39 protein-coding genes are annotated in these 26810 nt (G+C 50.3%); 34 read left to right on the plus strand and 5 right to left on the minus strand.

Going from position 1 to position 26810, the window contains the following annotated elements; genetic code table 11:
* Positions 1 to 135 (minus strand): transposase (locus BLR50_RS11050; protein WP_205408694.1); only part of this gene is annotated, 135 nt, incomplete at its 3' end.
* A gap of 167 nt (positions 136 to 302) precedes the next feature.
* A complete protein-coding gene (locus tag BLR50_RS11055; protein WP_092642087.1) occupies positions 303 to 1220 on the minus strand; it encodes a Fic family protein in 918 nt (305 codons plus the stop codon).
* A 214-nt stretch (positions 1221 to 1434) separates the two neighbouring features.
* Between BLR50_RS11055 and BLR50_RS11060 the strand changes: the two genes are divergently transcribed.
* Positions 1435 to 1791: an HNH endonuclease gene (locus BLR50_RS11060; RefSeq protein ID WP_423230288.1), complete on the plus strand. Its 357-nt coding sequence runs from the start codon at positions 1435 to 1437 to the stop codon at positions 1789 to 1791.
* A 109-nt stretch (positions 1792 to 1900) separates the two neighbouring features.
* On the opposite strand, the gene BLR50_RS11065 is transcribed toward BLR50_RS11060, so the two are convergent.
* Positions 1901 to 2173: a type II toxin-antitoxin system prevent-host-death family antitoxin gene (locus tag BLR50_RS11065; protein WP_092642090.1), complete on the minus strand. Its 273-nt coding sequence runs from the start codon at positions 2171 to 2173 to the stop codon at positions 1901 to 1903.
* A gap of 230 nt (positions 2174 to 2403) precedes the next feature.
* Between BLR50_RS11065 and BLR50_RS11070 the strand changes: the two genes are divergently transcribed.
* The 22 genes from BLR50_RS11070 (at position 2404) to BLR50_RS11175 (ending at position 16914) form a co-directional block, all read left to right on the plus strand.
* Positions 2404 to 2982, plus strand: a complete 579-nt coding sequence (locus tag BLR50_RS11070; protein WP_092642095.1) for a P27 family phage terminase small subunit — start codon at positions 2404 to 2406, stop codon at positions 2980 to 2982.
* 6 nt (positions 2983 to 2988) lie between these two features.
* Positions 2989 to 4224 carry a site-specific DNA-methyltransferase gene (locus tag BLR50_RS11075; RefSeq protein WP_092642098.1) on the plus strand — a complete coding sequence of 412 codons (1236 nt, stop codon included), beginning with the start codon at positions 2989 to 2991 and terminating at the stop codon, positions 4222 to 4224.
* Positions 4217 to 5047 carry a phosphoadenosine phosphosulfate reductase domain-containing protein gene (locus BLR50_RS11080; RefSeq protein ID WP_092642101.1) on the plus strand — a complete coding sequence of 277 codons (831 nt, stop codon included), beginning with the start codon at positions 4217 to 4219 and terminating at the stop codon, positions 5045 to 5047. Before BLR50_RS11075 ends, BLR50_RS11080 begins: the two co-directional genes overlap by 8 nt.
* Before the next feature lie 180 nt (positions 5048 to 5227).
* The gene (locus tag BLR50_RS14590) at positions 5228 to 6217 is read left to right on the plus strand and encodes a virulence protein (RefSeq protein WP_205408692.1); all 990 of its coding nucleotides are present in this window, start codon (positions 5228 to 5230) and stop codon (positions 6215 to 6217) included.
* Positions 6210 to 6446, plus strand: a complete 237-nt coding sequence (locus tag BLR50_RS11090; RefSeq protein ID WP_092642105.1) for a DUF4314 domain-containing protein — start codon at positions 6210 to 6212, stop codon at positions 6444 to 6446. Before BLR50_RS14590 ends, BLR50_RS11090 begins: the two co-directional genes overlap by 8 nt.
* Positions 6436 to 6675 (plus strand): DUF5049 domain-containing protein, encoded by a 240-nt coding sequence (locus BLR50_RS11095; protein ID WP_479714958.1) that lies wholly within the window; start codon positions 6436 to 6438, stop codon positions 6673 to 6675. Before BLR50_RS11090 ends, BLR50_RS11095 begins: the two co-directional genes overlap by 11 nt.
* A gap of 56 nt (positions 6676 to 6731) precedes the next feature.
* On the plus strand, positions 6732 to 6911 hold the full coding sequence (locus tag BLR50_RS11100) for a hypothetical protein (protein ID WP_092642108.1): 180 nt from the start codon (positions 6732 to 6734) through the stop codon (positions 6909 to 6911).
* Between the two features lie 13 nt (positions 6912 to 6924).
* Entirely contained in the window at positions 6925 to 7152 is a 228-nt protein-coding gene (locus tag BLR50_RS11105; RefSeq protein WP_092642110.1) for a DUF7678 domain-containing protein, read from the plus strand.
* Between the two features lie 118 nt (positions 7153 to 7270).
* Positions 7271 to 8872, plus strand: coding sequence for a terminase large subunit (locus BLR50_RS11110; RefSeq protein ID WP_092642206.1), 1602 nt, complete (start codon positions 7271 to 7273; stop codon positions 8870 to 8872).
* 153 nt (positions 8873 to 9025) lie between these two features.
* Positions 9026 to 10213, plus strand: a complete 1188-nt coding sequence (locus BLR50_RS11115) for an ATP-binding protein (protein ID WP_092642113.1) — start codon at positions 9026 to 9028, stop codon at positions 10211 to 10213.
* A gap of 225 nt (positions 10214 to 10438) precedes the next feature.
* Positions 10439 to 11695 (plus strand): phage portal protein, encoded by a 1257-nt coding sequence (locus BLR50_RS11120; RefSeq protein WP_092642116.1) that lies wholly within the window; start codon positions 10439 to 10441, stop codon positions 11693 to 11695.
* Positions 11692 to 12378, plus strand: a complete 687-nt coding sequence (locus BLR50_RS11125; protein WP_092642119.1) for a head maturation protease, ClpP-related — start codon at positions 11692 to 11694, stop codon at positions 12376 to 12378. The genes BLR50_RS11120 and BLR50_RS11125 overlap by 4 nt, the downstream gene beginning before the upstream one ends.
* 10 nt (positions 12379 to 12388) lie before the next feature.
* Positions 12389 to 13585, plus strand: a complete 1197-nt coding sequence (locus BLR50_RS11130; protein ID WP_092642122.1) for a phage major capsid protein — start codon at positions 12389 to 12391, stop codon at positions 13583 to 13585.
* Between the two features lie 19 nt (positions 13586 to 13604).
* The gene (locus tag BLR50_RS11135) at positions 13605 to 13913 is read left to right on the plus strand and encodes a head-tail connector protein (protein WP_092642125.1); all 309 of its coding nucleotides are present in this window, start codon (positions 13605 to 13607) and stop codon (positions 13911 to 13913) included.
* Positions 13910 to 14236: a head-tail adaptor protein gene (locus BLR50_RS11140; RefSeq protein ID WP_092642128.1), complete on the plus strand. Its 327-nt coding sequence runs from the start codon at positions 13910 to 13912 to the stop codon at positions 14234 to 14236. The genes BLR50_RS11135 and BLR50_RS11140 overlap by 4 nt, the downstream gene beginning before the upstream one ends.
* Positions 14229 to 14657, plus strand: coding sequence for an HK97-gp10 family putative phage morphogenesis protein (locus BLR50_RS11145; RefSeq protein ID WP_092642131.1), 429 nt, complete (start codon positions 14229 to 14231; stop codon positions 14655 to 14657). Before BLR50_RS11140 ends, BLR50_RS11145 begins: the two co-directional genes overlap by 8 nt.
* A complete protein-coding gene (locus BLR50_RS11150; RefSeq protein ID WP_092642134.1) occupies positions 14654 to 14995 on the plus strand; it encodes a hypothetical protein in 342 nt (113 codons plus the stop codon). The genes BLR50_RS11145 and BLR50_RS11150 overlap by 4 nt, the downstream gene beginning before the upstream one ends.
* A gap of 3 nt (positions 14996 to 14998) precedes the next feature.
* Positions 14999 to 15580: a major tail protein gene (locus tag BLR50_RS11155; protein ID WP_092642138.1), complete on the plus strand. Its 582-nt coding sequence runs from the start codon at positions 14999 to 15001 to the stop codon at positions 15578 to 15580.
* Complete coding sequence (locus BLR50_RS11160; RefSeq protein ID WP_092642141.1) at positions 15577 to 15969, plus strand: hypothetical protein; 393 nt, start codon at positions 15577 to 15579, stop codon at positions 15967 to 15969. Before BLR50_RS11155 ends, BLR50_RS11160 begins: the two co-directional genes overlap by 4 nt.
* A gap of 26 nt (positions 15970 to 15995) precedes the next feature.
* Complete coding sequence (locus BLR50_RS11165) at positions 15996 to 16151, plus strand: hypothetical protein (RefSeq protein ID WP_205408695.1); 156 nt, start codon at positions 15996 to 15998, stop codon at positions 16149 to 16151.
* Positions 16152 to 16264: 113 nt separating this feature from the next.
* Entirely contained in the window at positions 16265 to 16600 is a 336-nt protein-coding gene (locus BLR50_RS11170) for a type II toxin-antitoxin system Phd/YefM family antitoxin (RefSeq protein WP_162840412.1), read from the plus strand.
* Complete coding sequence (locus tag BLR50_RS11175) at positions 16597 to 16914, plus strand: type II toxin-antitoxin system RelE family toxin (protein ID WP_092642147.1); 318 nt, start codon at positions 16597 to 16599, stop codon at positions 16912 to 16914. Before BLR50_RS11170 ends, BLR50_RS11175 begins: the two co-directional genes overlap by 4 nt.
* A gap of 193 nt (positions 16915 to 17107) precedes the next feature.
* Here the strand turns inward: BLR50_RS11175 and BLR50_RS11180 are convergent, their stop codons facing one another.
* The gene (locus BLR50_RS11180; protein ID WP_092642150.1) at positions 17108 to 17515 is read right to left on the minus strand and encodes a putative toxin-antitoxin system toxin component, PIN family; all 408 of its coding nucleotides are present in this window, start codon (positions 17513 to 17515) and stop codon (positions 17108 to 17110) included.
* On the minus strand, positions 17512 to 17784 hold the full coding sequence (locus BLR50_RS11185; protein ID WP_092642154.1) for an AbrB/MazE/SpoVT family DNA-binding domain-containing protein: 273 nt from the start codon (positions 17782 to 17784) through the stop codon (positions 17512 to 17514). Before BLR50_RS11185 ends, BLR50_RS11180 begins: the two co-directional genes overlap by 4 nt.
* Positions 17785 to 17901: 117 nt before the next feature.
* Here BLR50_RS11185 and BLR50_RS11190 point away from each other — a divergent pair, with 117 nt between their 5' ends.
* The 11 genes from BLR50_RS11190 (at position 17902) to BLR50_RS11240 (ending at position 26804) form a co-directional block, all read left to right on the plus strand.
* The gene (locus BLR50_RS11190) at positions 17902 to 20196 is read left to right on the plus strand and encodes a phage tail protein (protein ID WP_205408693.1); all 2295 of its coding nucleotides are present in this window, start codon (positions 17902 to 17904) and stop codon (positions 20194 to 20196) included.
* Position 20197: 1 nt separating this feature from the next.
* Positions 20198 to 21076, plus strand: coding sequence for a phage tail family protein (locus BLR50_RS11195; RefSeq protein ID WP_092642157.1), 879 nt, complete (start codon positions 20198 to 20200; stop codon positions 21074 to 21076).
* A gap of 105 nt (positions 21077 to 21181) precedes the next feature.
* Positions 21182 to 22291, plus strand: a complete 1110-nt coding sequence (locus BLR50_RS11200; protein ID WP_162840413.1) for a siphovirus ReqiPepy6 Gp37-like family protein — start codon at positions 21182 to 21184, stop codon at positions 22289 to 22291.
* Positions 22292 to 22308: 17 nt separating this feature from the next.
* Positions 22309 to 23238 carry a hypothetical protein gene (locus BLR50_RS11205; protein ID WP_092642163.1) on the plus strand — a complete coding sequence of 310 codons (930 nt, stop codon included), beginning with the start codon at positions 22309 to 22311 and terminating at the stop codon, positions 23236 to 23238.
* Positions 23239 to 23255: 17 nt separating this feature from the next.
* Positions 23256 to 24407: a Kelch repeat-containing protein gene (locus BLR50_RS11210; RefSeq protein ID WP_092642166.1), complete on the plus strand. Its 1152-nt coding sequence runs from the start codon at positions 23256 to 23258 to the stop codon at positions 24405 to 24407.
* 14 nt (positions 24408 to 24421) lie between these two features.
* Complete coding sequence (locus BLR50_RS11215; RefSeq protein ID WP_092642169.1) at positions 24422 to 24742, plus strand: hypothetical protein; 321 nt, start codon at positions 24422 to 24424, stop codon at positions 24740 to 24742.
* A gap of 13 nt (positions 24743 to 24755) precedes the next feature.
* Positions 24756 to 24902, plus strand: coding sequence for an XkdX family protein (locus tag BLR50_RS11220; RefSeq protein ID WP_092642172.1), 147 nt, complete (start codon positions 24756 to 24758; stop codon positions 24900 to 24902).
* Positions 24902 to 25312, plus strand: a complete 411-nt coding sequence (locus tag BLR50_RS11225; protein WP_092642175.1) for a phage holin family protein — start codon at positions 24902 to 24904, stop codon at positions 25310 to 25312. Before BLR50_RS11220 ends, BLR50_RS11225 begins: the two co-directional genes overlap by 1 nt.
* Positions 25313 to 26029: an N-acetylmuramoyl-L-alanine amidase gene (locus BLR50_RS11230; protein WP_092642178.1), complete on the plus strand. Its 717-nt coding sequence runs from the start codon at positions 25313 to 25315 to the stop codon at positions 26027 to 26029.
* 188 nt (positions 26030 to 26217) lie between these two features.
* Complete coding sequence (locus BLR50_RS11235) at positions 26218 to 26625, plus strand: hypothetical protein (RefSeq protein ID WP_092642181.1); 408 nt, start codon at positions 26218 to 26220, stop codon at positions 26623 to 26625.
* Positions 26622 to 26804 (plus strand): SHOCT domain-containing protein, encoded by a 183-nt coding sequence (locus BLR50_RS11240; protein ID WP_092642184.1) that lies wholly within the window; start codon positions 26622 to 26624, stop codon positions 26802 to 26804. The genes BLR50_RS11235 and BLR50_RS11240 overlap by 4 nt, the downstream gene beginning before the upstream one ends.
* Positions 26805 to 26810: the final 6 nt, after the last annotated feature.

Raw genomic sequence — 26810 nt, forward strand, 5'->3', positions numbered from 1 at the left:
GCATAATTTCCTAAGTATCTGCCCTATATCCACCTTGATTTGTCCATATATTTCTTGTCGTCTATACTTCGGTGCAAATACTATATGATATTTACATCTCCATTTCGAATGTGTTAAACTATTTATGTCATCCATTGACATGTCCTCCTTTGTTTTTTGATGCGGTTGGTGAACCTTCATCATTCTATCACTGGAGGACCTCTTTTCGCTATAAGCGTTCTAATTCCACCAGCAGAGCTGGTGGTTTTTTGCGCTGAAGCTACAATATAAAGCAGCCTCGCGTTTTCTTCGCGAGGCTGTTTTTAGTCGCTTATCAGGTTCAAATACTGCGAAAGTCGCTCCCTTACATATTCTCCTACCATATTCACCATTGGTGAAGCATCGTTTTCCCGATAGTAGCTTTCAAAGCAAGCGTAGTATTTTCTCCTGTCTGCAAATTTCACATTAATAGGCGGATAGCCTGCCTGCATGAGCATCAGGTTCAATATCAGCCGACCGGTGCGGCCGTTACCGTCAATGAACGGGTGGATTCCCTCAAAGTTTAGGTGAAACAGAGCCACCCCCTCGATGATGTGCCGATTGCTTTTCGGCAGCTCCCCCACCAGCCGTTCCATTTGCACCGGAACCAGATAAGGCTGCGGTGGCTCATGGTGTGCACCCATAATTTTAACTGGAATTCTCCGGTACACGCCTTTATCCTCCGGTCGGTTCATCAGGACGAGGGAATGAATTTCACGGATGATTCGTTCCGAAATAGGAACCTTATCTTTGACAAGGGATAAGACGTATAAAAACGCGTCGCGGTGCCCCACCGCCTCTAAATGATCTTTCAGCGGCTTTTGATCAATCGTCACGCCCTCCAGCGCCAGAGCAGTTTCCTGGAGCGTGAGCGTGTTGCCCTCGATGGCGTTGGAATTATAGGTGAATTCCACGAGAAATTCATCATGTATGCGATTCAGTTCCCCCTCTGTCAGCGGTCGGCGGCGGTCACGCTCCGCCTTCATCCCGTCGATCGAGGCAAAAAGGGCAGCATATTGTTCCGGGATTACTGTTCCGCGCAGACTGCGTCCGTCAAACGGCCTGAGCGCATTAGCCGGGATCAGATAGGAGCGTCCGCTACGGGCGACACCTTCTATCCTGCCCTCCGCGCAAAGGACACGAACACGACGGTCGGAAATACCCCAACGCTGTGACGCTTCTTTTACACTGATATAGTCCATTCCTTCACCTCCAGCCTTTTGGCATAGTATACCACAACATCGGAATAATATCAAACTTTTTGTGTCTAATTATCTGTATATTATTCCGATACGAAGTTCACCACACAAGACCATGGAAAGCCGCGGATTTTTTGTTATCATTACAACAGCAAAAATGAAGGACGCACCCATTCACGGGCGTGTCCTTTTTCTATACCGTGAGAGGCAGGTAAAAATGATGCCGTACAAACCAAAGAAGCCCTGTGCCTACCCGGGTTGCCCCAACCTGACAAGCGACCACTACTGCAAGGAACACGCTAAGCAGGAAGCAAAACGTTATAACCACTTTGACCGCGACCCGGAAACTAACAAACGCTACGGCAGGTCGTGGGAAAGAATACGCGCAGCATTCCTTTCGGCGCATCCGCTTTGCGAGCTGTGCAGGACGGAAGGCAGGCTTAATCCCGCTGTGCTGGTACATCACAAACGTAAGTTGACGGACGGCGGCACGAATGACTGGTCGAACCTACAGGCGTTATGCCTTGAGTGCCACAGCCGTTTACACGCGAAACAGGGCGACTACTTTGTCTAGCGTCGCCCTGTCGCTTTATATAATTCTGAGCCATTCATGCCTGACATACAGATGTTATTATTGTACGATGTCCTTCAGGTCATTCTCTGCAGGCTCAGATACATCCACCCTATATTGTACCATCAGAGATACCTCGTTTGATATCCTTCATGGCCTCGTGAAGCGGACGTTTCTTACTCGCTTTTACAGCCGCCCTTCCTTCGTCAAGCAGGCGGTAGAGCTCCAGCTTTCCGTTGAGTGCTTCGTAAGTCTCTATGCTCATGACCACCAGATCTACTTGACCGTTTTTTGTAATAAAAACAGGTTCGCGACTTTCATGGCAGAAGGCGGAGATATCGTTATAGTACTTACGCAGGTCGGTACTGGATTTGATGTTTGGCATAGCGATTACCTCCTTGGATGAATCTAAAGACATTATGCCCTAATTTCTTTAGACGGTCAACTGCGCGACTAAGAATTACTTGAAGTCCTAGAGGATTCGGGATGGGTACCAATCAGGGGCGGTCTGAATCTCTACGGCTTTCAGGCTGGGCAGCGGGTGTGGGGTCGCGTGTGTAAAAATTCCGGTTCAAACGGGTGATTAACCCCAGCCGCGAAGGGAGGTGACGACGCGTGGCAAAAGACGGAACCAACAGGGGCGGCCGCCGTGTGCGTGCGGGAGATAAGCCAGAGCCCCTGACTGAAAAAATAATAAAGGGCAAATCCGCAAAAATACTGGAAGCCCAGGATTTGCATCCCGAATCAATACTGGAAGCGCAGGATTTAGACGGAGTCTCTGACCTGTATGGCGAAGATATGCCCGCGCCGAGCGATTACCTGAGCGCAAGGCAAAAGGATGGCAAGCCACTGGGAGCAGATCTGCTTTTTAAAGAAACGTGGCACTGGCTCAAGGAGCGCGGGTGTGAGAAATTTGTTAATCCCCGCCTGATTGAAGCCTACGCTCAGGCATTTACACGATACATCCAGTGTGAAGAGGCCATCAGCCTGTACGGTCTGCTGGGAAAGCACCCGACAACCGGCGGCGCTATTGCCAGTCCGTTCGTGCAGATGAGCCAGTCGTTTCAGAAGCAGGCAAACCTGCTCTGGTATGAGATCTTTGACATTGTTAAGCAAAACTGTACCACAGCCTTTGTGGGCAACCCGCAGGACGATATCATGGAAGCCCTTCTGTCGGGCAGAAAAGGACGGTGACGATATATGAACACGACAGATCGTCTGGAAAAAGTTCATATAGACCGGCTTGTGCCGTACGCGCGAAACGCGAGAACGCATAGTAAGGAGCAAATACTTCAGCTCCGTGCCAGCCTTCGCGAGTTCGGCTTCGTTAATCCGGTAATCGTGGATAAGGACCTGAATATCATCGCAGGGCACGGCCGTGTCCTTGCCGCCAAAGAGGAAGGCATTACGGAAGTGCCCTGCGTATTTGTTGAGCATCTGACCGAAGCGCAGAAACGGGCATACATAATTGCCGACAACCGCCTGGCCATGAATGCAGGCTGGGATTCCGAAATGCTTTCCGTTGAACTGGCAGAACTACAAGGCGCCGACTTTGACATATCTCTTTTGGGCTTTGACGAAGCGGAATTGAACAAACTAATGTGCGTAGCGGAGAATGTAAAAGACGACGATTTTGATGTGGATGCAGAGCTAAAGGAGCCGCCGATTACCAAGCTCGGTGATGTCTGGACGCTCGGGCGGCACCGGCTGGTTTGCGGCGACAGTACAAAAGCGGAGACCTTTGACCTTCTGATGGCTGGCGCCAAAGCGAACCTCGTCATTACCGACCCACCGTACAATGTTAACTACGAAGGCAGCGCCGGGAAAATCAAGAACGACAATATGGCAAACGACGCCTTTTATCACTTCCTGCTTGCCGCGTTTCAGAACACCGAAGCGGTCATGGCGGATGACGCCAGCATATATTGCTTCCATGCCGACACCGAGGGGCTTAATTTCAGAAGAGCCTTTTCGGATGCCGGCTTTTATCTGTCCGGCTGCTGCATCTGGAAGAAGCAGTCGCTGGTGCTCGGCCGCTCTCCATACCAGTGGCAGCATGAGCCGGTCCTTTACGGTTGGAAGAAAAACGGAAAGCATCAGTGGTACACCGGGCGCAAGGAAACCACCATCTGGGAGTTCGATAAGCCTAAGAAAAACGGCGACCACCCGACCATGAAGCCGATTCCGCTCCTGGCATACCCGATTATGAACAGCAGCATGAGCAACACGCTGGTGCTTGACCCCTTTGGCGGCAGCGGTTCTACCCTCATCGCATGCGAGCAAACCGACCGCTCCTGTTATACCATTGAGCTTGATGAAAAGTTCTGCGACGTTATCGTCAAACGCTACATTGAGCAGGTTGGCTCGGCGGACAAGGTTTCTGTCCAGCGTGATGGGCTATCATATTCGTATACGGAGGTGACTGCCATTGGATAAACCAAAATATCATATTGTTTCTCTCTCCGGTGGCAAGGACTCGACGGCAATGCTGCTTGGTATGATAGAGCGTGGGATGCAGATCGACTGCATCCTTTTTTGTGATACAGGAATTGAGTTTCCTGCTATGTATGACCATCTCGACAAACTGGAACGCAACATCGGCAGATCGATTACCCGTGTTCACTGCGAACAGTCATATGAGTATCTCATGTTCGAAACCCCAGTCAAGCGCAAAGCAGATACGCAGTTTGCTCAGAAATTCGGTCATATCCATACCGGCTACGGCTGGGCGGGTCCCCGTATGCGCTGGTGTACATCCAAATTGAAAGACGGCCCACGTGAACGTTTCCTTCGTCCGCTTCGTGAACAATACGAGATTATCGAGTACATCGGCATCGCGGCTGACGAGAGGTACCGGCTGAAACGGAGACGTAATCAGGCGCAGAACCATGTACATCCGCTGGTCGATTGGGGCATGACTGAAGCGGCGTGTCTGCAATACTGCTATGACCACGGTTACACATGGGACGGACTGTATGAGCATTTCAAGCGTGTGTCCTGCTGGTGCTGCCCACTGCAGTCTCTTTCAGAGCTTCGTCAACTATACATGCATTACCCCAAACTGTGGGTAATGCTCAAAGATTGGGATAGCCGGACATGGCGAAAATTCCGTGCCGATTATAGTGTGAAGGAACTTGAAATTAGATTCAACTTCGAAAATGAACGTCTTGACAAGAATCTCCCCATCAAAGGAAGGGAGTTTTTTGATGCGTTGAAAGCACAACTGGAGGCGAGTACCAGTGAGAATAGCAATCATTGACGCCGATCTCATTGGCCGCAAACAGCACTTCCGGCAATTGTACACTTCTACGATATAAAGTACAAATAAGCACAGCTCTTTCTCACGCGATTTGGTACATATATTTCGGGAAAACATCTTGCTATGCTGTAGGTTTAGAGTGATTAATGTAGTACCGAAAAATGAAAGGCGGTATGAAAAATGAAACTAAACTACAATGTTACAGGAAGCAAACGCAAAGAACTGGTTGAAGCAATCAGCATGGCGCTGGGCATACCAACCAAATACCTCGGAGCACCATCCTTTGCTTACGAAATTGGCGGATACCACATCGACAAGGACGGAACGCTTACGGGTCCCGATAACCTCGAACTTGAAGACGCACTCCACCAACATGGCTTTGATGCAGACGGCGAAAACCGCCACTACGATGAACCCGACACCTACGAGAGCGGACTTGGCGGCATGGGTGCGATGGATGAGTTTCCGGATATCGACCAACACCACCCTGGACGGTATGTCAATCCAAACGCAACCATTACCGAAACTATGCAAAGACAACTGGATGAAGTGATTGCCTTTGAGGACCTGAGGATGGACGGTCGTGAAGAACTGGGACTTGGACGTACCCGACATGAAAACTTTCAGGGAGAAAACGGTATGCAAGCAAGTGATGTCCCCGAACCCTATGACAACATCGGTCTGGTAATTGAAATGCCGCGTTCCTCCTTCACCGACACCGCTCTGGAAAACCTCAAGCGGTTGATCAAAAGTAAAGGCAGCCTCATCAAAAAGGCGCTCGGTGTGAAAATACTTGAACTTGAAATAACAGATGACAAGGTTAGATTCCCATGGTTTGAGGATGGCACCGACCCTGATGCAGTCAAGGCATATTCGCATTTTGTGACTGCCCTCTGCGAGATGGCAAGGATGCAAAAGCGTGTCTCCGCAAAAGAAAAGAATATCGATAACGACAAATATGCTTTTCGCTGCTTTCTCCTACGGCTTGGATTCATCGGCGACGAGTACAAAGCCGAACGAAAGCTCCTGCTCCGCAACCTTACTGGCAGTGCTGCTTTCAAGAGCGGTCAGAAGAAAGGCTTCTCGCAGGAAGACCTCGACAAAGCCAAATCCGACCCTGCTGTACGCGCCGAAGTTAGGGCCATTCGGGGGGAAAACGACGATGAATAATAATTTTCCATCAAGAGAAACCGTTGAGCGTATCCGCAAACAGTACCCGGTTGGCTGCCGTGTGGAACTTCTCCGCATGGACGACCCTCAAGCGCCGCCAATCGGCACAAAAGGCACCGTGCGGTATGTCGATGACATCGGCAGCCTGGGTGTTGCGTGGGACAACGGCAGTACGCTTCAAGTAGTTTATGGTGAGGACATTTGCCGGAGGTGTGACGATGACAGATAAAGTACGTAAGCAGATTCTGGCTATCCGCGACACAGGACTGACGAATATGTTTGCTGTCAGCACAGTTCAGCGCATCGCAAACGACATGGGTTTCTACAAGCTGGTAGTGTATCTCGAAAAAACGCAAGGAATATGCCCATTTCATCCTAACTGGCGAAGCATAATAGACACATTTTTCGGCCGGATGTTTGGTACTTTTATGCCGGTATATTTCTCTGAATTGTCTTGATATTGTGTGCTTTCAGAGCGAATATACAGATACAAAAACGAAAGGAGCACACCAACATGACCGAAAAACAAATTAAGCAAATTGAAAGCCAACTGCCGCAGGGCGAGAAAATCGACAGAATGTACACCGCCTTTGAGGGCGGCATCCGGGTGATTACCAAGAACGCTGACGGCTACGAAATTCGCTACAACGTGAGCTTTGACGCCAACGGCAACGCCAGCATCAAGAGGTATTAAGGAGGGCGCGGCTATGTGGAAAGAAGGAAGCCTGAAAATTCACGACAGTATTTTTCATTATTGGATAAAGCAATACGACGAGGGTTCACAGTACGGCATTGAGGGCGGAAGAATCAGCAAGTTAATGTTCAAGCGCAACGGCGAGGTTGTTTGCAACTATGATAGAGGCTGGGACATCAAGCCCTCCGATCCTGATACTCAGCTTGCCCTTGAGCTTCTTCTTCACAGCGAAAACCACTAAACACGCTCCAACAGAATAACCGAGGTTCAGCCCCGCATGGGGCTGTCTCTCATACAAATAGAGTTTGAAGGCTTGCGTATGGCAGGTCTATTTTTATGCTCGGAAGGAGGTGGGCAGCATACGGAAGCTTAAGAAATACAAACCGACACGATTTAAATCTACAGATTCGTATTACGACAAGTCTGCCGCCGACCACGCCGTCGCTTTCATAGAGGCACTCAAGCATACCAAAGGCACCTGGGCCGGTAAACCTTTTGAGCTTATTGACTGGCAGGAACAGATTATTCGTGACATCTTTGGAACACTCAAGCCCAACGGCTACCGGCAATTCAATACCGCCTATGTGGAAATACCCAAGAAGATGGGCAAAAGTGAGCTTGCGGCAGCCGTTGCGCTGCTGCTCACCTGCGGAGATTTTGAGGAACGCGCCGAGGTCTACGGCTGTGCCGCCGACCGGAACCAGGCATCCATTGTTTTTAATGTGGCGGCGGATATGGTGCGGATGTGTCCGGCACTGGATAAGCGCGTAAAAATTCTCGACGCCACCAAACGGCTCATCTATCAAAAGACGAATAGCATCTATCAGGTGCTGTCCGCCGATGTTGGCAATAAGCACGGCTTCAATACCCACGGTGTGGTGTTTGATGAGCTGCATACCCAGCCGAACCGAAAACTTTTTGATGTTATGACCAAGGGCAGCGGTGATGCGAGAATGCAGCCGCTGTATTTTTTGATTACGACTGCCGGAGATAACCAGAACAGCATCTGCTGGGAAGTACATCAGAAGGCGCTTGACATTCTTGATGGGCGAAAACACGACCCCACCTTCTACCCTGTCATCTACGGCGCAGCGCAGGAGGATGATTGGACAGACCCAAAGGTGTGGAAGAAGGCGAACCCCTCACTCGGGATTACGGTGGGCATAGACAAGGTTAAAGCAGCCTGTGAGAGCGCAAAGCAGAATCCCGCTGAGGAGAACTCCTTCCGTCAGCTTCGCCTGAACCAGTGGGTCAAGCAGGCGGTGCGGTGGATGCCGATGGATAAATGGGACAAATGCGCTTTTCCTGTAAACACGGACAGCCTGCGCGGGCGCGTTTGCTATGGTGGGCTTGACCTCTCTTCCTCCACCGACATTACAGCGTTTGTTTTGGTGTTCCCGCCAGTAGATGAGGTGGACAAGTACATCGTCCTGCCGTTCTTTTGGATACCTGAGGATAACATCGACCTGCGTGTCCGGCGTGACCATGTAAACTACGACATGTGGGAAAAGCAAGGATTTCTGCAAACCACCGAAGGCAACGTGGTGCATTACGGCTTTATTGAGAGCTTTATTGAGGAGCTCGGTACGAAATACAACATCCGTGAAATTGCTTTTGACCGCTGGGGCGCTGTACAGATGGTACAGAACCTTGAGGGCATGGGCTTCACCGTTGTACCCTTCGGTCAGGGCTTCAAGGATTTGAGCCCTCCCACAAAAGAACTGATGAAACTAACCCTGGAACAGAAGCTTGCCCACGGCGGGCATCCGGTGCTGCGCTGGATGATGGACAATATCTACATCCGCACCGATCCTGCTGGAAATATCAAGCCGGACAAGGAGAAGTCCACCGAGAAGATTGACGGTGCGGTGGCAACGATTATGGCACTTGACCGGGCAATCCGGTGTGGCGGTAGCACCGTCTCTTCAGTTTACGATGGCCGGGGTCTGCTAGTTTTTTAAGCTTTCAGGTATATAATTCAAAATCTTCAGGCATAATAGTATCACCACTAAAAAAACTTTTTTAGTTTATATAGTTTTTATAGTGTAGCATAAAAACTTATTGAATATCAAATCTTTTTATGTTAAACTGGTGTTCAAAGAGAGGTGCTTGTCATGGTTCAGAGAAAGCAGTACATGGAAAAGCTGAAAAAAACAAAAGATATGAAGATGATCAAGGTGGTCACGGGCGTCCGCCGCTGCGGAAAATCCACCCTGCTTTTGATGTTCCGTGATTACCTCAGGGAATGCGGTATAAAGGACAATCAGATTATCTCGGTAAATTTTGAGGATGTCGCTAGCGAACCTTTACTCGACTATAGGAAGCTCCATGAATATATCACGGAACAGCTTGTGCCTGAGAAAATGACCTATATTTTTTTGGATGAGATACAAAACGTGCCGCAATTTCAGAAGGCAGTCGACAGTCTGTTCATCAAAGAGAATGTAGACGTATATATAACAGGTTCAAATGCTCAGATGCTTTCCGGCGAACTGGCCACGCTGCTTTCCGGTAGATATATCGAAATCAGCATGCTGCCCCTTTCCTTTGCGGAGTATTATGAATTAGTTGGCGGCGATCGGCGGGACGCCTGGAACAGCTACTACAGGAACGGTGGCTTCCCCTATACCGCCGTTATTGGGGACGAGGATATCCGCAAGGATTATCTGACGGGAATTTATAACACCGTTTTGCTCAAGGATATCGTTTCGAGAAAACGGATTAACGACATTCCGTTACTTGAAAGTGTTATAAAATTTCTATTTGACAATGTGGGTAATATCGTATCCTCAAAGAAAATCGCCGACAGCCTGACCTCTTACGGACGGAAAACCACCTCGGTAACCGTTGAAAATTATATTGAAGCGCTCACCGAGGCCTTTGTTTTATATAAGGCGGCCCGCTATGACATCAAGGGCAAGCAGCACTTGAAATCACTTGAAAAATACTATCTTGTGGATGTGAGCCTGCGCCGTCTGTTGCTTGGGGACAAAAATGCCACTGATATTGGTCATATCCTCGAAAATATTGTGTATCTGGAGCTTGTGCGACGTGGCTACACTGTCAGCATTGGTAAGGTTGAGGATAAAGAAATAGATTTTATCGCGGAGTCTGGTGGCGATAGAATTTACTATCAGGTCGCGGCTAGTATCCTAGACCCCAGCACCTTCGAGCGTGAAATCGCCCCCCTGAAAAAGGTGTCCGACCACTATCCCAAATTCATCTTATCCATGGATGAGATACCTATGGGCGAGGATGGAATCAAGCAGGTAAACATTGTGGATTTTTTGCTTGAAGTTTAATGATTTATTCAGGATGGATAACGTGAGAAATATTCTTTCAGAAACTAATCCGGTTTAGAATTTAATCCTTACTTTCAGAATTGCAAGTCAGAAACTATTGATTTAATCGTTTTATCTTGAAAATGATACTCGACATCTGTTGCCTTAAGCACCTATCGAATGATGGGTGCTTTGTCTTGTGCCGATTTGAATTGGCATTGCCCATGTTTCAGGAGGTAAAAACTTATGAGCATCTTTCAAGGAATATTCAAGGCGAGAGATAAACCTAATGATAGTTTAGGCGGCCGCCGTTACAGCTTCTTTTTCGGCAGCACCTCAGCGGGCAAGCCGGTAAACGAGCAGACCGCTATGCAGATGACAGCGGTTTACTCCTGCGTGAGGATACTGTCCGAGACTGTAGCCGGGCTTCCGTTACATGTCTATAAATACAACGACAATGGTGGCAAAGAAAAACACCTCACCCACCCAATATATAAGCTGCTCCACGATGAGCCGAACCCCGAGATGACTTCATTTGCGTTCCGCGAAACGCTGATGAGTCATCTTTTATTATGGGGCAACGCTTACGCGCAGATTATACGAAACGCTCGCGGAGAGGTTCTGGCCCTTTACCCGCTAATGCCAAATAAAATGACAGTCGACCGTGATTCAAACGGCCGACTTTTTTATGTATATCAGCGCAGCACCGAAGATAATCCGTCGCTCGGGAAGGATAGCCAGGTCTATCTTGCCCCTTCAGATGTCCTGCACATCCCCGGTCTGGGCTTTGACGGTCTGGTGGGCTACTCCCCTATCGCTATGGCTAAAAACGCCGTCGGCCTTGCCATCGCCACTGAGGAATACGGCGCGAAGTTCTTCGCCAATGGCGCCGCTCCCGGCGGTGTCCTGGAGCACCCCGGTACCATCAAAGACCCGCAGAGGATTAAGGAGAGTTGGAACGCTGCCTATCAGGGCTCCACAAACGCACACCGCGTGGCTGTGCTGGAGGAAGGGATGAAGTATCAGTCCATCGGCATCTCGCCAGAGCAGGCGCAGTTTCTGGAAACGCGGAAATTTCAGATTAATGAAATCGCCCGCATTTTCAGAGTACCGCCCCATATGCTCGCCGACCTTGAGAAATCATCCTTCAGCAATATTGAACAGCAATCTCTTGAGTTTGTGAAATATACCCTCGACCCCTGGGTGGTTCGCTGGGAGCAGTCTATGTGCCGCGCCCTGCTTTCACCGAGCGAGAAGCCGAAGGTGTTCATCAAATTCAATGTGGACGGACTACTGCGCGGTGATTATCAAAGCCGTATGAACGGTTACGCCACGGCAAGGCAGAACGGATGGATGAGTGCCAACGATATCCGTGAGCTTGAAAACCTTGACCGTATCCCCGCGGAGCTGGGCGGTGACTTGTATCTCATCAATGGTGCTATGACCAAGCTGCAAGACGCAGGATCATTTGCAAATACAGTACAAACGGAGGAAACCGAATGAAGAAATTCTGGAATTGGGTAAAGGACGAGGATTCCGGCGCCCGTACACTCTATCTTGACGGCGCAATAGCCGAGGAATCGTGGTTTGACGATGATATAACCCCGCAGGTGTTCAAAGCAGATTTGGATTCCGGAGATGGAGACATCGATATATGGCTTAATTCACCCGGTGGTGATTGCGTGGCGGCAAGCCGCATCTACGCCATGCTCATGGATTACAAAGGCAAGGTCACTGTCAAGATAGATGGCATTGCGGCGTCTGCGGCAAGTGTTATCGCCATGGCGGGAACCACGGTACTTATGGCCCCGACCGCTTTGATGATGATTCATAACCCGCTGACCGTTGCAATCGGTGATAGCGAGGAAATGCAGAAAGCCATCGCCATGCTCTCGGAAGTTAAGGAGAGTATCATCAACGCCTATGAAATTAAGACCGGCCAGTCACGGGCAAAGCTCGCCCACCTCATGGACGCTGAAACCTGGCTGAATGCAAACAAGGCGATCGAGCTCGGCTTTGCTGACGGTATCCTGGAGGATGAGAAAAAACGCACGCAGCCTGAGGATGTCACCTACGCTTTCAGCCGAAGGGCCGTCACAAATTCACTACTGAATAAGCTGCCTAAAAACAAACATAGGCAATCCGCAGAGCCGCTTTATGAGCGGCTTAATTTATTGAAATTCTAGGAGGAACACAATGAGTAAAATTCTTGAACTGCGCGAAAACCGCGCGAAAGCATGGGATGCCACAAAAGCATTCCTTGACAGTAAACGCGGCACCGACGGGCTTCTTTCCGCAGAGGATGCCGCCGCCTATGACAAGATGGAGGCAGACATCGTAAACCTCGGCAAGGAAATCGCTCGTCTGGAGCGGCAGGAAGCTCTCGACGCCGAGCTGAGCAAACCCCTGAATAGTCCCATCAAAGATAGGCCCGGCGCAAATGGTGAAGCCAAAACAGGGCGTTCATCCGACGAATACAAAAAGGCATTCTGGAACGTGATGCGCTCCAAGGCCCCGCACTACGACATCGTGAACGCTCTTCAGATTGGTACCGACAGTGAGGGCGGCTACCTTGTTCCCGATGAGTTTGAACGTACCCTTGTGGAAGCCCTCGAGGAGCAAAACATCTTCCGGACGCTCGCCAAGGTCATCACCACCTCCAGCGGCGACCGCAAAATTCCCGTTGTCGCCTCGAAGGGTACGGCCTCATGGGTGGATGAGGAAGGGGCTATTCCCGAAAGCGACGATGCTTTTGGCCAGGTATCCATCGGGGCCTACAAGCTGGCGACGATGATCAAGGTAAGCGAGGAGCTGCTGAGCGACAACGTGTTCAATCTGGAGCAGTATATCGCCAAGGAGTTTGCTCGCCGCATCGGCACCAAAGAAGAAGAGGCTTTCTTTATCGGTGACGGTGTTGGCAAGCCTACCGGTATCTTCTCGGCGACAGGCGGTGCCGAATTGGGCGTGACCGCCGCCGGTACAGCCGCAATCACCATGGATGAACTGATGGATTTGTATTACGCGCTTAAGTCCCCCTACCGCAAAAACGCTACCTTCATTATGAATGATGCAACAGTAAAGGCTGTTCGCAAGCTAAAGGATAACAACGGCAACTACCTGTGGCAGCCTTCTGTTACGGCGGGTACACCGGACACTATCTTAACCCGTCCTGTGGTTACCTCCGCATATGCCCCGGTGATTGCGGCCGGAGCAAAGAGTATCGCCTTCGGTGATTTCAGCTACTACTGGGTGGCAGACCGTCAGGGCCGCTCCTTTAAGCGCCTGAACGAGCTGTATGCAGCAACAGGTCAGGTGGGCTTCATGGCAACTCAGCGCGTGGACGGCAAGCTGATTCTGCCGGAGGCCATCAAGATTCTGCAGCAGAAAGCATAATTGAAAGGCGGCGGTGAGCATGACTCTGCTTGAAAAGGTAAAGGCAAATCTCATTCTGGAGCATTCCGAAGATGACGCGCTGCTTCAAAACTACATCACCGCCGCAACTGCTTATGCCGAGGGCTATCAACATATTTCATCGGGCTGGTATGTAGAAAATGCCATGTCGCCAACTACAGAACTGGCTGTGATTATGCTCTCATCCCACTTCTATGAGAGCCGAGACGGCTCGACGGCAGGCTTCTTTGCGGATAACGTGCAGGCCGGGCAGCAGGTGTGGAATACGGTGAACTCGCTTCTGCGATTTGACAGGAGGTGGAACGTATGAGCTTCGGTAAGATGAACTGCTTCATTGACCTCATATCTACGGAGCCGGTAAAGGATAGTGAAGGCTTTGTCACCCCGGGCAATACGGTGGTTGCCCATGTTCGGGCCTATTTTGAACAGAGAAACTCAACTGAAAAGTGGACGAATATGACGCAAGGCAGTGAGGTGAACGCTTTGTTCCGCCTGCGCGTCGTTCCGGGCCTCAAGCTCAACAGCCGCCACCTGATTGTCTGTGAAGGCAAACGCTACAACATATACTCGGTTGAAAATGTAAAGGGCCGCGGCATGTATCTTGAAGTATTAGCGGTGAGCGCCGATGGCTAAGGTCGATTTCAAAATGCCGGAGGACTTCCTCCTTAAGCTTTCACGTTTAGGAGAAAAAACCGATGAAATTCTTCCAAAGGTACTGGAATCCGGCGCCGAGGTGGTGTACTCCAAGGTGAAAGCCAACCTTTCCTCCGTCATCGGCAGCGGCAAGGGAATAAGCCGCTCAACCGGCGAATTGGAATCGGCGTTGGGGGTATCCCCGGTTTTACAGGACAAGTATGGGGACTTCAACGTAAAAATCGGCTTTGTGGAGCCGCGTTCTGATGGCGAAAGCAACGCAAAAATCGCCAACATTATCGAGTACGGAAAGAGCAACCAGCCGCCAAGACCCTTCCTGAAGCCTGCAAAAACAGCATGTAAAAACGCTTGTATAGAAGCCATGAAGGCAAAGCTTGAAAGCGAGATGAACAGCTTGTGAGCAGCCTATCGGAACTGAACGCAATCCTGACAGCAGCCGGTATTCCGGTAGAAACCGGCGTGTTCAGCAGGGAGCCGCCGGATGAATATGTCGTGCTTACGCCGCTAATCGATAGCTTTGCAGTTTTTGGCGATAATAAACCGCGGCTAGAGGTGCAGGAGGTTCGGCTTTCACTATTCAGTAAAAACAACTATCAGAAAACAAAGAATCAGCTTGTGGGATTGCTCCTGCAAGCTGATTTTACCATTACCGACCGCCGTTACATCGGGCATGAGGATGATACGGGTTATCATCACTATGCCATCGATACGGCGAAGGAATACGGATTGGAGGGATAACCTATGGCGGGAACTGGATTGCAGTATCTAATCTGCGCACCTATTACCGAAACAGCTGCTGCGGTAACCTATACAAACGGGATGGTGATGTCGTACGCCATCAAGGCAGACATCTCTATCGAAATTAATGAAGGAAAGCTGTACGGAGACAACCGCGTAATAGAAAACGTCAAGGAGTTTAAATCCGGCAAGCTGACGCTCAACGGCGACCACCTGAGCTATGAGGTACTTGCCCTACTGCTGGGCCACACCGTGACTGCATTAACTACGCCAAATGCGGGTAAAAAGCTGACTGCAAAAGGCGACGATGACGGTGCCTTTGTAGGCGTCGGCTTTTATGCGACAACTATTAAGGATGGCGTAAGAGGCTACCGCGCGATATGGTTTCACAAGGTGAAATTTGGTATCCCCAACGAAAGCCTTGAAACCAAAGGCGACGCCATCAACTTTCAAACACCTACCATTGAGGGCACCATTCTGCTTGATGCTTTGGGCGTTTGGAAGGACGAGGCCGTTTTCGAGACAGAGGCCGGAGCAAAGGCCTGGCTGGACAGTATTGCGAATATGGGAGGTACCGGTGCATGATGGACAATGACAGAGGAGCCGTTATTAAAATCGGTGCCGCCGAGTATATGATGGTTTTAACCACAAAGGCAACCAAGGAGATTGCCAAGCGGTACGGCGGGCTTGAAAGCCTTGGGGATAAGCTGATGAAATCGGAGAACTTTGAGATGGCGCTGGACGAAGTAGTGTGGCTCATTACGCTCCTTGCTAATCAGGGTATCCTGATTCACAACCTTCAGAATGAGGAAAAGCAGGCACTCCTCACCGAAGAGGCGGTGGAACTGCTTACCTCCCCGTTTGACCTTGCAGACTACAAAAACGCAATTATGGAAGCAATGTTTAAAGGGACAAAGCGCTATGTTGAGAGTGAGGACGGAGGTTCCTCATCAAAAAACGGGATAGTCGGGTAAGTGACGCAGAATTGTTTACCCGACTTTTGTATTACGGAACCGTGCAGCTCAACTGCTCCGAGCTGGAGGTCTGGCTGATGCCAATTGGCAAGCTGCTTGACCTTTGGGAGTGTCATAAGCAGTTTTGGGGGATATCAAAACCGAAACGGGAACTATCTATTGACGAGATTATCCCACAATAGCCAATGTGTATATAAACATCTATGTATGTATTAATATATTTGTTGACATATATACTGACCTTGCATATAATAAAGGTAGAAACTCGGCATATACTAAATACGAGGTGAGTGTTATGATGGACAATATGGCGTCTGTAAAAAACGTAATGAATACCATTGTGCCTATTACCCGGTTTAATCGTGGAGAAGCTAGCAAGATATTTGATGAAGTTTCGGAAAACGGCTTTAAAATCGTGCTAAAAAACAACACACCGGCCTGCGTACTGGTTGAACCGCAACGATATGAAGCGATGATTGAGGCTTTAGAGGATTATGCGCTTTTCTTTGAGGCCGAAAAGCGGATGAAAACCGCGCAATCCAATGACTTTATCTCTTCGGAAAAGGTCATGGCCGATCTGAACATCCATGAATCGGACCTTGATACTGTTGAGGTGGAGATCGAACCGTGAATTGGGTGATTGAATACACAAAATCCGCTGAAGAAGATTTGAAAGCACTCGACCGCTCACAGCAGCTTCAGGTTCTTAAGGCAATAAAAAAGGTATCGCTAAACCCATTGCCAAATACGGAGGGCGGGTATGGCAAACCACTGGGGAATCATCTATCCAGCAAGCTTACAGGCTACTTAAAAATCAAGCTGTTGAAGCTGGGACTTCGTGTGGTATGCAGTCTGGTCCGGGAAGATGGTATCATGAAGATTATTGTTATATCTGTGCGTGACGATGAAACCGTCTATCGAATGGCACAGGATAGGATTAAATAGAATAGGCCGTTTTGAAGCACGCTCGCAAGAGGGTGCTTTTCTTATGCCCAAAAGGAGGGATGTGGTACCATTGCAGACAATTTCGGCCTGAAAATCGGCGTCGAAGGTGAGATTGAGTGTTTAAACATGCACTTTTTGTGGCTTTATGGTATATACACGTAGAGAGCAGGGAGAAATATCCCTGCTCTCTAACTTACAGTCGCAAAAAATCCGCTGCTGTTACTATTTTGGGCTTTTTGACACCCGATTCAAGAAAGTCCCTATCTCCGGTTACCAGTACATCGACCTTTGTGGCAAGTGCCGCCCTAAGTATTGGACGATCATTCATATCCCGTATTTTCGTTTCTTCCTCAGACGATTCCTCTTCCGGTGGTGTTGGAACAATGTCTACGGTTAAGAGGAACACTGACAGGAAATGCTCCAACGCCGCTATTTTATTAGGGAATTTCCGGTTATACACTCTACGGAGTTCATCAATAGAATAGTCACAGACAACCGCTTTATGAGGATGGTTTACCGCTTTAATAAAGGCCGCTGCAGGAACACTATCGGGAAACAAGCTGGCGGATATAAGAATATTGGTATCAATTAAACATTTCACTGCCCTTTTTCCTCTGAACGCATTTCTTTAATCAGAGCCATAACATCCTCATCCGAATTCAATCCTGCTATTACAGCTTCACCCTTCATATCCTTCTGCAGCATTTTCATGGCATAAACAGCGGAATTCATCATAATTACCTGATCGCCATCGCAGACAAGAGTAACTCTATCTCCGGTATCAAGTTTCAGCATGCTGCGGATATCCTTTGGCAGGGTAATCTGCCCTTTTGCCATAACCTTTGCATTATCAACAATCATTCTCTCCATTTGCAATACCTCCTTTAAGCTCTATTTTCCCTACTTACCCTACTAATAGTATATGCAAAAATCTGAAATATATCAAGCGATAGCATAACAAAATTTCTAGCTTGAGGAGGTGGTACCATGGCAGACGATTTCGGCCTGAAAATCGGCATCGAAGGCGAAAAGGAATTCAAAAACGCGCTGCGAGAGATCAACCAGTCCTTTAAGGTGCTGGGCAGCGAGATGAACCTAGTGTCTTCCCAGTTTGATAAGCAAGATAAAAGCGTAGAAGCCTTATCCGCCCGAAACAGCGTGCTTAACAAGGAAATCGACGAGCAGAAAAACAAGATCGAAACACTGGAAAAGGCACTCGCCAATGCTGCTACCTCCTTCGGTGAGAACGACCGGCGCACACAGTCTTGGGCGATACAGCTGAACAACGCCAAAGCCGCACTCAACGGCATGGAGCGTGAACAAAGTCAGCTTTCAGTCGCCTTGGAACAGAACAGCAAAGAGCTGAACACTGCAGGCAATGAATTTAATGACGCTGAAAAACAGGCGCGGCAGTTTGGTGACGAGGTCAAGAAATCTGGCGAGCAGTCTGCCGACGCGGGCGGTCGATTCGAAAAGCTGGGCGGCGTTCTCAAGGGAATCGGGGCAGCAATGGCTACGGCCTTTGCTGCCATTGGTACCGCTGCGGTAGGCGCTGCGAAGACGCTTACGGATATGACGGTCGGCGCCGCGGCTTACGCCGATGAAATCCTCACTATGTCCACTGTTACGGGGATGTCGGCTCAAAGCCTGCAGGGATACAAATACGCTGCCGAGCTTGTTGATGTATCTTTGGATACCCTAACAGGCTCTATGGCGAAGCAGATTAAATCCATGGATGCCGCCAGAGACGGCAACAAACAGATGGCCGGAGCCTATGAAAAGCTCGGCATTTCCGTTACAAATGCCGACGGCTCCCTGCGCAACAGTGAAACCGTCTATTGGGAAGCCATTGATGCCCTCGGTAAAATGAAGGAGGGCGCGGAACGCGATGCGCTTTCCATGCAGATATTCGGCAAATCGGCGCAGGAGCTTAACCCACTCATAGCCCAGGGCTCGGAGGGTATCGCGGCGCTTACCGAGGAAGCAAGGCGCATGGGCGCTGTGATGAGCGACGAATCCATCGCCAAGCTTGGAAAATTCGATGACAGCGTTCAACGGCTCAAGGCCGGAAGCAGCGCCGCAAAGAATGCATTAGGAATGGTGCTGCTCCCGCAGCTTCAGCTGATTGCGGATGAGGGCGTTGCACTCCTCGGGGATTTCACTCGCGGCCTAAACGAAGCCGGAGGGGATTGGGGGAAAATCAGCGACGTCATCGGCTCGACGATGGGCGGTATCGCGAACATGATCCTTCAAAGCCTGCCGCAAATCATCGACACCGGCATGGAGATCGTAGGCTCTATCGGGAATGCGGTTATTGATAACCTTCCTATGCTCATCGATACGGCAAGCCAAATGATCTTCACCCTGCTTCAGGGGTTAATCTCCGCACTGCCGCAGATGGCCGAGGGGGCCTTGCAGCTGGTGCTGTCTCTGGTAAACGGAATCATCACAAACCTTCCCGCATTGGTACAGGCGGCTATCACCATGATGGTGACCCTTGCCACCGGTATCGGACAGGCTCTGCCGGAGCTCATCCCCGCCATTGTGCAGGCCATCATCACCATTGTGGAAACCCTGATTGCAAACCTGGATAAGATACTCGAAGCCGCCTTTGCCATCATGGAAGGCCTTGTGACAGGCCTGTTAAACGCCCTGCCGCTCCTGATTGACGCCTTGCCTCGGATCATCGAGGAGATCATCAATTTCATAACCAACAACCTGCCGAAGATGGTTGACATGGGTATCAAGCTGATTGTTCAGCTTGCGGAGGGCCTGATTAAAGCCATTCCGCAGCTTGTTGCAAGTATCCCGCAGATCATCTCAGCACTTGTAAACGGGCTCGGGAACGCGGTGCAGGCGGTACAGAGCATCGGTGTGGATATTGTAAAAGGCCTGTGGGAAGGCATCAAGTCTATGAGCAACTGGCTGCTGGACATGATCGGCCGGTTCTTCGGCGACCTTATCGATGGTATTAAAGAGTTTCTCGGCATCCACTCCCCTTCCAGAGTGTTTGCCGGTATCGGAGCAAACATGGCGCAGGGCCTCGCGGCCGGATTTGTAAAAGCCATGAATGCCGTGACAACGGATATTCAGTCGGCTATCCCGACAAACCTTGATGTATCGGGACACATTGCCTACGCCACAGCGCCTGCTCAAGGCAGTGCGTTATCCCCGCAAAGCGGGATTCAGGTGGTACAGAACATCTATACCCCCCAGTATGACTATGTATCTCTTCAGCGTGAAGCTGCAAGGCAGTTCAGGCAGGCAGCAAGGATGGTGTAATATGCGTAAGATTGAAAGATTGGTCTATACAAACCAGAACGGAGAGAGCGTTGAGTTCTCTCACGACAGCCTCTACCATACAGACGATGTTTCGGGCCTCGCCGATGTCCGCAACACCATCTACTCCGTCAATTCCATGGGGCAGGACGGCGATACCTATGTGGGCAATCGCATCGAAAGCCGGGAGATTGAGATCGTGGGCTGTATCCGTTCTCGCAAGAAGGAGGAGATGCTCGCCCTCCGCAGGCGGTTAAACAAGGTGCTGAACCCGCAGCTTTCCGCGACACTGACCTACAGCTACGGGGACTTTATCCGCGTCATTGACTGCAAGGCAAACAACGCCCCTGTCTATGCAAAGCCGGGTGTTTTTGCAGGGTTTACGGTAAACCTTCTCTGCCTTGACCCCTTCTGGCGGGAGAATGCCGAAACCAAAGCGGCAGTAGCCTCCTGGCTGGGCAGCCTGGAATTTGAAACGGAAATCCCGATGGATACCGGCATGGAGCTCGGTTACCGTGAACCCTCCCGCATTGTGAATGTGTTTAACGCAGGCGATGTGGGGACTGGTATCCGCGCAGAGTTCCGGGCAACCGGTACCGTCAGTAACCCCGAAATCCTCAATGTGGATACCGGCGAATATCTCCGGTTTAACAACCTGACGCTTTCGGCGGGCGATCTGCTGACCGTTTCCACCCATTATGGCAGGAAGGTATGCACCCTGAAGCAAAACGGCGCTGTAACCGACGCCTTGAGATACCTTGATGTGGACAGCGCCTTTCTTCAGCTTGTGCCGGGAGATAACCTTTTCCGTTACTCGGCTACAGCCGGTGAAAACAACCTTGAGGTATCGGTCTATCACAACAATAAATATCTGGGGGTATAAAGTTTGAAAGATAAATCTTTCAAACTACGGAAAAATTGCTGTCGGAGTGTAACTCCTCCTGCGGCAAAGCCGCATCGCAATTTTTGATATGGTATGGTGATAAAAATGGAACTAACTATCTACGACAGCACCTTCACCCCTCTTGGTGTAATCGATGAGATTTCCTCGCTTATCTGGACAAGACGGTACTGGAGCTGTGGAGAATTCAAGCTTTTAGCTCCCTTTACGGAACAAAACAGCAGATTACTGAATAAAGGCAACCTGTTGATGAAGAAGGGCGACAGCGAGATGGCTGAAATCAGGTATCTTTCCATCCGAAAGAACGCCTACGGCATGGAGGAAATCGAAGTGCAGGGCAGGTTCCTCACAGGTTGGCTGGATAAGCGGATACTCCTTGTGCCTATCTTGGTAACCGATACCGGCCAGAACATCCTGCGCAGGATCGTAAACGAAAACCTTGCTGCACCGACAAACACCGCAAGAACCGTTCCCCATTTAAAGCTTGAACCCAACCCGCCAGACCTGCAGAGCAGCAGCATCTATTATCAGGGCGAGCAGTACCTGTCCTGCCTGCTTGCCTGCGAAACGGTCGCCAAGAGCGCTCAGCTGGGGATGAAGATTGCAACCGATATCCGTACCGGAACACACCTTTTCAAGGTATACAAAGGCAGGGACCTGACGGCGGGCCAGACGGTAAACCGCCCCTGTATCTTTTCGCAGGAGTTTGACAACATCCTCGAGCAGGAATTTACCGTCAGCACCGAAAACCTGCGGACAGTAGCGTATGTGGGCGGAGAGGAGACCGCCATCGCCGCGGACAGGGTCGTGGTTGAAGTCGGTGTATCTGCCGGGCTTTCCAGAAACGAGGTTTTTATCCGAGCTTCGGATATCAAGCGCTCCTACAAGCAGGGCACTACCACCGTAACCCTTACCCTCGCCCAATATCAGCAGCTTCTCACCGCGCGCGGTCTCAAAGACTTAGAACAATACAAGGAAGCACTAAGCTTTGAAAGCAACGTCAATGTCACCGGAAGCCTTGCCTACAAAACCGATTTTGATGTGGGCGACCGAGTCACCTGTGTGGATAAACGCTGGGGTATCAAGACGGATGTGCGGATTACGGAAATTACGGAGTCTTACCAAAAAGGCAAAACGCAGATTACGGTTACCTTTGGAGAAAGCCTTCCGACCTTATCTGAAAAGATAAACCGGTAAAAGGAGTGATCATATATATGCAAAAATCAAGTTTCTTTAATTCCATCAGCGGCGACCGCCGCTACAAGGCCGAGGAATGGGCAGAATACTTCTCATCGTTTATCGGTAACGGCATCTTCCCGAACCCCTCCACCAACCTGATGGTTCAGGCCGGAACCGGCATGAATATCTCGATTCTGCCGGGAAAGGCATGGATAAACGGCTACTTTTATCAAAACACCGAGCCGCTGACAACCCAGCTGGACACCGCCGACGGCATACTCAAACGAATCGACCGGGTGGTAGTTTGCTGGAGCCTTGCCGACCGCAGCATCTCCGTCACCATTAAAAAAGGTGCCAACTCCAGCACCCCTGCCGCTCCCGCCCTGCAGAGAGATGCCGATGTTTACGAGCTGGCGCTCGGGGATATTCTGGTTGGAAACGGCGTAGTTGCTCTGTCACAGGCAAACATCACCGACCAGCGGCTGAATACGGAGCTGTGCGGTATTGTGACACAGACGGTGGTAACCATCGATACCTCGCAGTACACTGCACAGCTCAATACCCTGTTTTCTGAAGCGCAGGCAGCGGTAAACGGGCAGATTGCATCGTTACTGGAACAGCTGAACGCCCAGCTGGATGAAAACCAGGCGGAGTTTGAGGCATGGTTTGCCACCATCCAGAACATCCTCGATAAAAATGCGGCGGGAAACCTTTTTAATCTCATTGAGCAGCACAAGAACGATACCGCTCCGCACGTTACATCAGCGGAAAAGGCTGCGTGGAACGCGCTTGCCGCCGTTACTGATTTCATGCGGACTTCCGCAGTACAGACTATGAGCGAAAAGCTGGTGGCCGGCGGAGCCCTTGATGAAACAGCGGCGCAGGTGAGAAACGCCGTCATCCTGCCAAGCACAATGACGGATTTCTCGGCGGTACCGAACAAGACGCTGATTTTTACCTACTAGAAGGACGGTGAGCTCCTATGGCGGTACTTCTTAAAGCGGGCACTGACAAAACGGTGAACAGGGTCCGTTACAAAAACGGAGCGGCAGGCTTGGCGGAGGTCGTGCGCATCTATCTGAAGAACGGGCTGGGACAGCTGCGTGAGCTTTTCCGGCAGCTGTTTGTGCCGGGCATTGACCTAGTGCTTGATACCAGAGGCGATATGCACGAGATTCTTGTATGCAGCAACACCTATTTGTTCTCCTACTTCAACAATTACTATGCCAGCAACCCGCCCATCTGCTGTTTTGATGCAAACCTTACGTCCATCGGCGGGCTGTCGCTCAATGCAGCGAGCAGCCCGTATTTTGCGGCGGCGGCAAGTGTGGGGACATACTCCTTATTTGCAGGAGGATACGTCGCAAATTCCACCGCGATTGTTCCGACAGGCGCTGTCTACGCATTCAGTGACAGCTTAGTACGAACCAATCCCACAGCGCTTAGCACCGCACGGGGTGCCCCAGCAGGAGCCGCCGTAGGCAATTATGCACTGTTCGCGGGAGGAGATTCCTCTACAACCGGCACAATGGCAGCCTCCGCGGTGGTCAACGCCTATTCGGCGAGCATGGTTCGGTCTACGCCAACCGCTCTTTCGGTTGCCAGGATTGCGCTTGGGGGAATATCCAACGGCACCTATGCCCTCTTTGTGGGCGGAAGTAACTCCAGCGGGGCAAATGTAACCACGGTGGAAGCGTACAATGCAAGCCTTACTCGTACTACGCTGTCGTCAATGACTTCAAACGGCAGCGGCAATTACATGTGCGCCAATGCAGCAATCGCTGATTACTTTTTGATTTACAACGGAAATTCCGGATTTGAGGTGTATTCCAAAGCGCTGGTGAAGCAATCCTTTATCACGGTTTCCCCGAATTACGGCATAAGCGGATGCCATACCTTTGATAGAAGCTGCGCGGTATTTCTTGGATATGACAGCTATTCAAGTAAAAAGGCCATCGGCTTTGCGTATGATAACACACTGGTTCGCTCATCGGTCCTTACCCCGGCGCTGCCGGTGGTAGGCTGCGGGGCGATCGGATTCAAGGATCACGTGGTTTTTGCAAAAGGAAGCTATGCTGTTGGGAATACCTTTGCAACGATTCCCCATGCGCAGACGCTACGGTATTACAAATAGAGAGGAGAAAAGAAATGATTAAGCTTGAGCTTTTTAACGGCAAGAAGACCTACATGTTCCCGAACGGCGAAGTGGCGACCCCAGAAAGAATCAAGCAGCAGTTTCCGGCGGTGGAGGTATTCCCGCATGTGTTGGAGGTAAACGGGAACGTGTGCCAGGCTGTGCAGGAGCTGGCGGCGATGCGCAGTTCCTACGGCATTGACGACGCTTTAACCGACGCGCAGGCATTGGAGGCCATGCAGAAGATGATAAACTCGCCGCCGCCCGCACCGGAGCCTTCCGCTCAGGAACGGATTGCGGCCGCTTTGGAATTTCAAAACCTGATTAATATGTGAGGAGGATAAGAACATGACCTACGAAACGGTAAAGAAGAATTATGACAATAGTCTGTGGAACAGAAAGATGGTGAAGGTAGCGGTGGTCAAAGGCGTGATTACCCCGGAAGAATACAAGAAGATCACCGGTGAAAAATATGAGAAGGAAGGTACTGTATGATGAGGGAGATCTGGAACTGGATTCAGGTGCTTGCGGCGGCTGTGGGAGGATGGCTTGGGTATAACCTGGGTGGAATGGACGGTTTTCTTTATGCGCTGCTGGCGTTTGTAACCTTGGATTACCTCACCGGCATTGCGGCGGCCATTGTGGAGAAAAAGCTCTCGAGCGATATCGGCTTTCGGGGAATCGTCAAGAAGGTGCTGATTTTTGTAATGGTCGCGGTCGGACATATCATTGATAAGCAGATCATCGGAGATGGCAGCGGGATTCGAACCGCGGTCATCTTTTTTTATCTCTCCAACGAGGGCCTGTCCGTCTTGGAAAACGCGGCCCGCATCGGTCTGCCCATCCCCGAAAAGATTAAGGAGATACTTTCTCAGCTGAACAGCAAAGACGGAAAGGGTGAGTAAATGAATCTGCATAAATTGATACTTATAAACAACGCCTGCTACAAGGTAGGCCGAACCATCATACCGAAGGGCATCATGGTTCATTCCACCGGAGCCAACAACCCGTACCTGAAACGCTATGTCGGTCCGGATGACGGGTTGCTCGGGAAGAACCCGTACAACAATCACTGGAATCAGGACAAGCCGGACGGTCGACAGGTCTGCGTCCACGGTTTCATAGGCAAGCTGGCGGATGGCAGTATCGCCACCTACCAGACCCTACCGTGGAATATGCGCGGCTGGCACTGCGGCAGCGGTTCCAAGGGCTCCGGCAACGACACGCACATCGGCTTTGAGATCTGCGAGGACGGTCTGACCGACCCCACATATTTTTCTGCCGTTTACAAGGAGGCCGTGGAGCTTTGCGTATATCTCTGCAAGCAGTTTAACCTCACTGAGAAGGACATCATCTGCCACAGCGAGGGTTACAAGTTGGGGATTGCCAGCAACCACGGGGATGTGATGCATTGGTTTCCGAAGCACGGCAAGAGTATGGATACCTTCCGGGCTGATGTTAAGAAGCTGCTGGATACCGAAAACGCCTCCGCCCCGGATGAACCAAAGACGCTGTACAGGGTTCAGGTTGGAGCGTATTCAGAAAAAGCAAATGCCGAAGTGCTTCTGAAAAAGCTCAGAGTGGCTGGATTTGCAGATGCTTTTATCAAGTACGACAAATAGAGGGCACATCGTTGCTGATAGGCAGTCCATAAACCAGCGGTCAAGTTATTGACCTGCAGTTATTATTCAGGCTCGTAGAGATGATGTATTTTCATTTTCACGGGCCTTTTTCTGTTTTCGGTACGGTTTTGCGCTCCGCCTGTCCTGTACGAGGTGGAGGGAGTGTCCCTCAGAACGGAGGATGGAATATGACTGATAACCAAAAACAATCCATAAAAGAGATGCGAGGCATCGGCAATGGATATAAGAAGATATCCCAGGCACTCGATTTGCCCCTGGGAACAGTGCAGTCGTTTTGTCGCAGAGAAAACATAACGGTCGCGAAGCCCGTTGTTCATGATGAGAATCACTGCCGCCAGTGCGGTAAAACGCTCATCCAGACGGATAAGGTGAAAAGGCGGAAATTCTGCTCAGATGAATGCCGGGTCAAATGGTGGACAGAACATCCGTGTTCAAAGAACACTGACTCAAAATCGTGCCATACCGGAGTATGCGAGAACTGCGGCAAGACCTTCACCGCCTATGGAAAAGAACCAAGAAAATACTGCTCCCACAAGTGCTACGCAGAGGCAAGATTCGGAGGCGGCGCGCTATGAAAAAGGAACAATTTTATAAGGAAATGCTGTACCACTCAAGCCTCTCTCCTTTCAAAGCTATGCTTAAAAACGGCATCATTTCCGGGGACGATTACCGGGTAATTGATACAATTCTGAGGGTGAAATATTCTCCGCTATTTGTAGAGAAAAGTTATCAAATACCACTGGATAATAAGTGAGAATGA

It is taken from the genome of Acetanaerobacterium elongatum, from assembly GCF_900103835.1.
Taxonomy (GTDB): Bacteria; Bacillota; Clostridia; order Oscillospirales; family Ruminococcaceae; genus Acetanaerobacterium; species Acetanaerobacterium elongatum.

Coding starts and splice junctions, on each gene's coding strand:
- BLR50_RS11055 (WP_092642087.1), bottom strand. CDS start 1,220: ATGGACTATATCAGTGTAAAAGAAGCGTCACAGCGTTGGGGTATTTCC.
- BLR50_RS11060 (WP_423230288.1), top strand. CDS start 1,435: ATGATGCCGTACAAACCAAAGAAGCCCTGTGCCTACCCGGGTTGCCCC.
- BLR50_RS11065 (WP_092642090.1), bottom strand. CDS start 2,173: ATGCCAAACATCAAATCCAGTACCGACCTGCGTAAGTACTATAACGAT.
- BLR50_RS11075 (WP_092642098.1), top strand. CDS start 2,989: ATGAACACGACAGATCGTCTGGAAAAAGTTCATATAGACCGGCTTGTG.
- BLR50_RS14590 (WP_205408692.1), top strand. CDS start 5,228: ATGAAACTAAACTACAATGTTACAGGAAGCAAACGCAAAGAACTGGTT.
- BLR50_RS11090 (WP_092642105.1), top strand. CDS start 6,210: ATGAATAATAATTTTCCATCAAGAGAAACCGTTGAGCGTATCCGCAAA.
- BLR50_RS11095 (WP_479714958.1), top strand. CDS start 6,436: ATGACAGATAAAGTACGTAAGCAGATTCTGGCTATCCGCGACACAGGA.
- BLR50_RS11100 (WP_092642108.1), top strand. CDS start 6,732: ATGACCGAAAAACAAATTAAGCAAATTGAAAGCCAACTGCCGCAGGGC.
- BLR50_RS11105 (WP_092642110.1), top strand. CDS start 6,925: ATGTGGAAAGAAGGAAGCCTGAAAATTCACGACAGTATTTTTCATTAT.
- BLR50_RS11115 (WP_092642113.1), top strand. CDS start 9,026: ATGGTTCAGAGAAAGCAGTACATGGAAAAGCTGAAAAAAACAAAAGAT.
- BLR50_RS11120 (WP_092642116.1), top strand. CDS start 10,439: ATGAGCATCTTTCAAGGAATATTCAAGGCGAGAGATAAACCTAATGAT.
- BLR50_RS11125 (WP_092642119.1), top strand. CDS start 11,692: ATGAAGAAATTCTGGAATTGGGTAAAGGACGAGGATTCCGGCGCCCGT.
- BLR50_RS11130 (WP_092642122.1), top strand. CDS start 12,389: ATGAGTAAAATTCTTGAACTGCGCGAAAACCGCGCGAAAGCATGGGAT.
- BLR50_RS11135 (WP_092642125.1), top strand. CDS start 13,605: ATGACTCTGCTTGAAAAGGTAAAGGCAAATCTCATTCTGGAGCATTCC.
- BLR50_RS11140 (WP_092642128.1), top strand. CDS start 13,910: ATGAGCTTCGGTAAGATGAACTGCTTCATTGACCTCATATCTACGGAG.
- BLR50_RS11145 (WP_092642131.1), top strand. CDS start 14,229: ATGGCTAAGGTCGATTTCAAAATGCCGGAGGACTTCCTCCTTAAGCTT.
- BLR50_RS11155 (WP_092642138.1), top strand. CDS start 14,999: ATGGCGGGAACTGGATTGCAGTATCTAATCTGCGCACCTATTACCGAA.
- BLR50_RS11160 (WP_092642141.1), top strand. CDS start 15,577: ATGATGGACAATGACAGAGGAGCCGTTATTAAAATCGGTGCCGCCGAG.
- BLR50_RS11170 (WP_162840412.1), top strand. CDS start 16,265: ATGATGGACAATATGGCGTCTGTAAAAAACGTAATGAATACCATTGTG.
- BLR50_RS11185 (WP_092642154.1), bottom strand. CDS start 17,784: ATGGAGAGAATGATTGTTGATAATGCAAAGGTTATGGCAAAAGGGCAG.
- BLR50_RS11190 (WP_205408693.1), top strand. CDS start 17,902: ATGGCAGACGATTTCGGCCTGAAAATCGGCATCGAAGGCGAAAAGGAA.
- BLR50_RS11195 (WP_092642157.1), top strand. CDS start 20,198: ATGCGTAAGATTGAAAGATTGGTCTATACAAACCAGAACGGAGAGAGC.
- BLR50_RS11200 (WP_162840413.1), top strand. CDS start 21,182: ATGGAACTAACTATCTACGACAGCACCTTCACCCCTCTTGGTGTAATC.
- BLR50_RS11205 (WP_092642163.1), top strand. CDS start 22,309: ATGCAAAAATCAAGTTTCTTTAATTCCATCAGCGGCGACCGCCGCTAC.
- BLR50_RS11210 (WP_092642166.1), top strand. CDS start 23,256: ATGGCGGTACTTCTTAAAGCGGGCACTGACAAAACGGTGAACAGGGTC.
- BLR50_RS11215 (WP_092642169.1), top strand. CDS start 24,422: ATGATTAAGCTTGAGCTTTTTAACGGCAAGAAGACCTACATGTTCCCG.
- BLR50_RS11220 (WP_092642172.1), top strand. CDS start 24,756: ATGACCTACGAAACGGTAAAGAAGAATTATGACAATAGTCTGTGGAAC.
- BLR50_RS11225 (WP_092642175.1), top strand. CDS start 24,902: ATGAGGGAGATCTGGAACTGGATTCAGGTGCTTGCGGCGGCTGTGGGA.
- BLR50_RS11230 (WP_092642178.1), top strand. CDS start 25,313: ATGAATCTGCATAAATTGATACTTATAAACAACGCCTGCTACAAGGTA.
- BLR50_RS11235 (WP_092642181.1), top strand. CDS start 26,218: ATGACTGATAACCAAAAACAATCCATAAAAGAGATGCGAGGCATCGGC.
- BLR50_RS11240 (WP_092642184.1), top strand. CDS start 26,622: ATGAAAAAGGAACAATTTTATAAGGAAATGCTGTACCACTCAAGCCTC.